The organism is Larkinella harenae (assembly GCF_054780515.1).
Window position 1 is genome coordinate 62336 of sequence record NZ_BAAGWE010000016.1, and the last position, 6052, is coordinate 68387.

Sequence of the window (6052 nt, forward strand, 5' to 3'; positions counted from 1 at the left end):
GCCTCGAGTGGGGTAGTAGCCAATGGCCGCATCAGTGGTCTGGCGTTGGGTAGTCCGGTGAGTGTGACGGTGAGCCTGGGCAGCTGTACACACACGGTGACGGTCCAGGCGCCATTAAACTGTCTGCCGATCTGTCCAACGATATCTGAAATCTCGACAGATCCAACCACCTGTACGGCCAACAACGGCTTTATAACTTTAACCGGTTTGACGGCTGGTCAGAGCTATACAGTCTGTTATTCGAAAAACATGGCAGCGCGTCAGTGTCAAACATTAGCGGCAAACCAAAATGGGCGAATTGTTCTCTCAGGGCTGGGTGTTGGGGTTTACTCAAACATCACGGTTCAATATGGGTCTTGCGAAAGTAATGCGGTATCTGCGACCTTATCGGGTGGATTGCCGGCTCCAACAGCTACTTGCAGTGCAACAGCAATTTGTTTGGGCCAGAGCATTACGCTGACGGCTACAGGCACAAACATCCAATGGTTTGGCCCGGGTCTGTTGGCTACATCTGGAAGTCCAGTCACGGCAATCCCGAACGTGACGGGTATTATAACCTATACGGCCATTCAATCGGCTAATGGTTGTGTGTCTCCGCCAGCAACGGTTACCGTTGTTGTTAAACCAACGCCTACGTTCTCCGTGACAGCAACTAATCCAACAGTTTGCAATAGCACAGATGGTAGCATGACGTTACGTGGTCTGACACCGGGTCAATCGTATACCGTTTGTTATACTAAAGATGCTGGTGTACCGGTTTGTGCGGAACGATTGGCTAATGTTAATGGCTTGCTGACGATTGCTGGATTGAGTGCAGGATCTTACACAAATATCACGGTCAACGAGCTTGGTTGCCTCAGCACACCGGCGGCTATCCAATTGACCAATCCGGCATTGCCCGATCCAGTCATCACCGTGGCACCGAGCCGGACTATTTGCTTGGGTCAGGTGATTAGCTTAACGGCAACGGGCCAGCCAGGTGCATCGTATGCCTGGAGAGGACTTGGATTGCTGGGAACGACGGGCAGCGTCGTCACGGTGAATCAGCAAGCAACCGGAACATTCAGTTACACGGTTACGCAAACCATTGCAGGTTGCGGCTCATCGTATGCGGTAACGACCATTACGGTTAATCCTGTTCCGTCTGCCGTCCTGATCAATAAAGTGGATCCAAATTCTTGCGCGAACCCCAATGGAAGCATTACATTAGGAGGATTGCTATCTAGCCAGAATTATACGGTTTGTTACCGGGTCAATGGCGTAGGGTCACCTGTTTGTGCACAACTGGCTTCAAATGCGATCGGTAACATTTCGATGAATGGGCTGACCGCTGGGGTTTACAGTGTAACTGTATCGAATGGAGGGTGCAACAGTCAGCCGGTTTCGGTAACGCTTGTTGGCCAGACACCGGTCCAGCCGAGTGTAACGATTAGTCCAAGTGCGACAATCTGTATTGGACAGTCCGTAACCCTAGTAGCTTCCAGCACGGCAGAAGGTATATTCACCTGGTCTGGTCCGGACTTGGCTGGCATTACCGGCGGAACGGTTACCATTAACCCAACAACGACGGGTGTTAAAAATTATACCGTCGTCCAAACGGTGAATGGTTGTACCTCTATACCGGCCATTGTACCCATTACCGTCACGGCCGTCCCGGCGCCGACGGTTATTGCAACCACGGCTCCTACCACCTGTTCAGGTACTAACGGTAGTATTCGACTCAGTGGACTGACGGCCAATCAAAGCTATACGGTTTGCTACAGCTCGACGGGATCGGGCAGACAGTGCGCCCCGATTGTGGCCGATGCAAGTGGTCAGGTGTCGGTAACGGCTTTGGCTTCTGGTGGGTATAGCCTGACGGTTCTTTCCGCCGGAGGCTGTTACAATACCGTACCGGTTTCCGCTTCGGTCAACAGCAGCACGGCTTGTTCCGTTTGTACCGCTGCTCCGTTAATTGTTGCTCAGCCGATGTTAGTTTGCCGGGATAGCACGAAAACGGTTTCAATGCAGATTTTGGATGGAGACCTGGGTGATTCCTTCACGGCAACGGCTTGCGGAGTGGGCATGAGCAGTGCCACGGTGACGGTTGGGGTTGATAATACTACCCGCCAGCTGCTCATTACCTACAAAGCTGCTCCGGGCTTCCAGGGTGTGGATCAGGTTTGTGTGACGGTGACGGATAAATGCGGAAATACGGATCAGGTATACGTGCCAATTCAGGTAATCCGCTGTGTGTGCGCTTGTCCAGGAACACCACCAATCGTCGTTCCCCAACCGATTATTACCTCGAAGAATAAACCCAAAGGGGTCTGTGTACCCATCGTCGATACACCGACGGATACGCATACGGCAACAGTCTGCGGTGGTCCTCAGCATGGTACCGTGGAAGTAACGGTGAATAACCAAACCCACACGCTGTGTGTGAAGTATACGCCCAATACGGACTACGTTGGAACAGATAAAGTTTGTATAACGATCTGTGATCAGACCAACCGTTGTACGGTGATTGAAGTGCCAATTACGGTAATCGATGTGCCGAACCCACCGGCCTTGTCTGTGGTTCCCCTGGTTACGAATTGCTCTTCGACAACCTCGGCCCTGATGCCAATTCTGGATGCCAATGTCGACAATACACACAGCATTGTGGTTGTGTCGCAACCGCTGAATGGAACGATTACAGCGGTCGTACAGGATCAGATCAATCACCGTGTTTTAATTACCTATACACCAGCCCCTGGCTTTACCGGAAATGATAAAGCGGTGGTGCGGATTACAGATAGCGATGGCCTTTCTTCTGAAGACACGGAGGTTCCGCTGCTGGCGACTCCGGGTACCTGTCCGGCTTGTGTTACGATGGAGCTGAAGGTGATGCTCGAAGGGCCGTACAACTCGACGACGCAACGGATGAATACGGATCTGAACCAGCGCGGTTTATTACCAGGACAGACACCGATCGGAGAGTTTGCCGTGCCCACCCCTCCAGGTCAACCGTACAACACAGCTCCCTGGAACTACACCGGGACAGAAAGCGTGACGACGTATGCGGCCGATGTAGTTGACTGGGTATTGGTATCGTTGCGGACTGACGAACTGACGACTTCCCCCGTTTTCAGGGTGGCCGGTCTGCTGCACAACGATGGTCGGATCACGTTTGTGAACCCCTGTTTCAGCATTCCAGATGGCTCGTACCATGTTGTTATCGAGCACCGCAACCACATGGGCGTTATGTCGCCAACGAAGGTGCAGGTGGTGAATAGCCGACTACTCTTCGACTTCACGCTCCAGGATTCGTATACCATTAGTGATCCGCCGTCATTTGGTGAAATTCAAATCGATGGCAAGTGGATGATGTACGGAGCGGATGGTAAGAAGGATGTTTATCGTGATAATTTCGATATCAACTTCTTCGACAGCAGCCTGTGGAAAGACGAAAGCGGTATTTTCGATCACTACCTGTATGGCGACTTTGATATGAATGGGGACGTTAACTTTAGTGATAGTGTGCTTTGGAAGAAAAATAACGGTCGCTATTCGAAAGTCCCACATTAATACTGACATCGGATCCGATGGTCTTGATCATCGGATCCGACAACCAATCTGATAGGAGGGAAAGAACGAAAAAACAATGAACATGAAACGGATTCTCTTTTTGGTTGCCGCAATCTGCATATCTTTTCTGTCCAAAGCGCAGAATGGGCGGTTTGATGTGCGGTTACAAGTACAAAAAGCCGATTGCGCCCATCAGAAATTGCGGGTTGCGGTGGAGATTAAAGCACATGATCAAACTAGCTCCTTCCTGATGGGAAATGCGAACCTTCGGTTTTCGTACAATACGCAGCAGTTGAGGGGCCCAGAGATTGCGGAACACCAGAACTTTACCAGTCAGGGAGAAAAGGCCAGTAATAACTACGGGCAACTAAGTTTGAATGGTTCGGTCGAAAAAGGAGACAAGGGGATTGTTTCCCTCAATATTTTTTACAGTGGTTCGGAGCAGGGGGCAACCCAGGTGACCCCAAACTGGATGCAGGTTGCTATATTGGAATTTAATGTGGTCAACCCGCAGGAAAAAAGTGGGACTCAAATTCAATGGAATGACGATAAATCGTTTCCGGTTACGGGGCTAAGTGAGGTGGTGTTGAAGAAAAATGGTTCTGACTTCGATTACGACACCTATATTGTAAAGGCTGGTGGAGTGTTTGAAAGTTTGACCATTCCGTCGGTGGCCAATTTATGTTCGGGAGCAAATCCTGATGTAGCGGGTGAACTTACTATTCCAGAAGGCTTTTCGCCCAATGGCGATGGAAAAAATGACCTGTTCGAGATTCGGAATTTAGGTGGTTTACGCGCCGAGGTAACCATTTACGACCGGAATGGTACCGTTGTCTTTGAATCCAGTGATTACCAAAACGATTGGAACGGTCGGGATCGAAACAAAGACCTGCCAGCCGGGACATACTTTTACAGCATTCGGCTTAGTGACGGACAAAAGTTTACCCGGGCGCTCACCCTGTCCCGCTAATTATCAGTGTTCGTAAAAGGTTGGAGAATGAGTGATTGTCCAGAATTGCTCAAACTCCTCTTCCAACAGGTGTTGAATTTACCCTTGGAATTGCATATGAGCCAGTAATTATTGAGCAGCAATTCCATCCTGGACTATATTATAAAAGTCATGATTAAATGATTTCAACTCAGAAATCAACTGGTTAGTAAAAAGCCGGTTGCCGTATTCTCTCCCTTGTTTATTACAGCCTTGAGCGCATAACCATTTTGTATGGGAGAATAGTAATGAGATGTTGCCCTAAAGGGATTGGCATTAAAAATGCTTGCTGTTGTGTGTACATAACAAAATGACAATGAAAAAACACACAGTAGTACTAATTCTGTTTTTCTTTACGGCGCTTTCTGCTTTTGCACAGGAAGCACCCTTAAGTCCACCTGCAAGGGCCAAAAACGACATCGCCGAGGTTTCGTATAGCCAACCCTCTAAACGAGGCCGGGAAATTTTTGGGAGTCTAGTGCCTTACGGTAAGGTTTGGCGAACGGGAGCAAATGCTTCCACGGATATTACCTTTACTACCGATGTTTTATTGGCCGGCAAGCCGGTAAAAAAGGGAACCTACGCCGTCTTTACAATTCCAGAAGCAAACGAGTGGACTATCATATTAAACAGTAAAGCCAATCAGCGCATGATTAACTACGATGCAAGTCATAACGTGGTAGAGGTAAAAGCGCCAGTTCAAAAGGTAAGTGAAGTTCAGGAGGCCTTTCAGATTCAACTGGAAAAGAAAGAACTCGTGTTTGTTTGGGATCAAGTAAAAGTCGCGGTTCCCCTAAAAAAAGCAAAATAAAGAAACAAATTCTCTAGGATTTTCGCGGCATTGAAATAGGCAAGGAATTACTAATTTAACATAAAAGCTGACAGCAAAAAGGACAGGGAAGCATCCGTTGCCTCCTGTCCGGACTGTTGCTGGTGTGAAAATACACTGTTACATTCATTGATTGAATTCACTCGATACCAATGAGAGTTGACCAATGAAAGTTTGAAGCTTTTGGTTTAGAGTAGTTTTGGTTCGGCTTATTTCTTACTTTGGGAATGTTCAATGCAGTGTGTCATTCTTTCAACCTTTTAAGTACGGCTTAACGCTGTCGCCAAACAAAATGGCTAGTTGTTGTACCGTTAACGACCCGTTCGCAAAGGGCATCGTCCAGGTTTCGATAATCCGTTGCGTGGTCAGGTACAGAATTTTTATCAGAGCACTCTCCGAAGCAAAAGCCCCTTTCAATTTAGTCACACAGCGGATTTGTCGCAGGGCGGCCCTTTAGGTTCGTGGTTCGGTAAGAAATTAAGAATCTGGTAGCTTACTTACCAGTAAACAGAGTGGGTTTTCCTATAGGGCGGCCAAGTGTATTAACCCCTATTGTAAGTGACCTTGACCCTAAAAACTGGACAGTAAGAGGATAGAAAAATCAAGGCGATTTAGGTAACTTAAACAAACCAAAGAATCGCTTATGAAAAAGTCAAAGTTCACCGAAGCACAGATCATTTTTGCCC

General features: G+C 48.3%; 3 protein-coding genes and 1 pseudogene. 3 read left to right on the top strand and 1 reads right to left on the bottom strand.

Annotated elements, in window-relative coordinates; translation table 11 throughout:
* The first annotated feature begins 687 nt into the window (after positions 1–687).
* The 3 genes from ACYVH9_RS30360 to ACYVH9_RS30370 all read left to right on the top strand — a co-directional run bounded on the left by ACYVH9_RS30360 (position 688) and on the right by ACYVH9_RS30370 (position 5348).
* Complete coding sequence (locus tag ACYVH9_RS30360) at positions 688–3549, top strand: Ig-like domain-containing protein (protein ID WP_460640216.1); 2862 nt, start codon at positions 688–690, stop codon at positions 3547–3549.
* An 82-nt stretch (positions 3550–3631) separates the two neighbouring features.
* The gene (locus ACYVH9_RS30365) at positions 3632–4519 is read left to right on the top strand and encodes a gliding motility-associated C-terminal domain-containing protein (protein WP_460640217.1); all 888 of its coding nucleotides are present in this window, start codon (positions 3632–3634) and stop codon (positions 4517–4519) included.
* A 334-nt stretch (positions 4520–4853) separates the two neighbouring features.
* On the top strand, positions 4854–5348 hold the full coding sequence (locus ACYVH9_RS30370) for a DUF2911 domain-containing protein (protein ID WP_460640218.1): 495 nt from the start codon (positions 4854–4856) through the stop codon (positions 5346–5348).
* Between the two features lie 270 nt (positions 5349–5618).
* On the opposite strand, the pseudogene ACYVH9_RS30375 reads toward ACYVH9_RS30370, so the two are convergent.
* A pseudogene (locus ACYVH9_RS30375) lies at positions 5619–5807 on the bottom strand (IS256 family transposase); the annotation flags it as partial.
* Positions 5808–6052 lie beyond the last annotated feature (245 nt).

What these genes read in the sequence shown, in the direction of transcription:
- ACYVH9_RS30360 (WP_460640216.1), top strand. Translation starts at nt 688, where the DNA reads ATGACGTTACGTGGTCTGACACCGGGTCAATCGTATACCGTTTGTTAT.
- ACYVH9_RS30365 (WP_460640217.1), top strand. Translation starts at nt 3,632, where the DNA reads ATGAAACGGATTCTCTTTTTGGTTGCCGCAATCTGCATATCTTTTCTG.
- ACYVH9_RS30370 (WP_460640218.1), top strand. Translation starts at nt 4,854, where the DNA reads ATGAAAAAACACACAGTAGTACTAATTCTGTTTTTCTTTACGGCGCTT.